This is a genomic window from Mesorhizobium sp. M6A.T.Cr.TU.017.01.1.1 (assembly GCF_004023115.1).
Taxonomy (GTDB): Bacteria; Pseudomonadota; Alphaproteobacteria; order Rhizobiales; family Rhizobiaceae; genus Mesorhizobium; species Mesorhizobium mediterraneum.
Genome location: NZ_RZTA01000285.1, coordinates 1 through 458 on the forward strand (window position 1 = coordinate 1; position 458 = coordinate 458).

Here is a 458-nt window from a genome sequence, read left to right on the forward strand (position 1 = left end):
ACTGCGCGGAAACAGCGCTCACGCCTTCACTCCGCCGACTTCACCAAGCACTTCGTCAAGCAGCCCGATCAGGACGTCGGCATTGTCGCGTGAAAACGGCATTGGCGGGCGGATCTTCAGCACATTGCCGTGGATACCAGTCTTGCCCATCAGCACGCCGCGATGGCGCATGCGGTTGGCGGCCTGCTCGGCAATGTCGGGCGCCGGCTCGCGCGTCTCGCGGTCGTGAACCAGTTCGGCGCCGAAGAACAGGCCGGCGCCCCTGACCTCGCCGATGCATTCATGGCGCTCGGCCAGCGGGCGCAGCAGACCGAGCGCATAGGCGCCGACATCGCGTGAGTTGGCGACGAGATCGTCCTGCTCGATGACGTCGAGGACGGCATTGGCCACCGCGCAGGAAACCGGATTGCCGCCAAAGGTGTTGAAGTAACGGAAAGCGTTGCGGAAGGTCGCCAATG

1 protein-coding gene is annotated in these 458 nt (G+C 64.6%); it reads right to left on the bottom strand.

The genetic code is table 11. The features are described from left to right. Nucleotides 1–18 precede the first annotated feature (18 nt). The coding region (locus EOB36_RS34020; protein ID WP_128286597.1) for an aminotransferase class III-fold pyridoxal phosphate-dependent enzyme at nt 19–458 on the bottom strand (440 nt) is incomplete at its 5' end.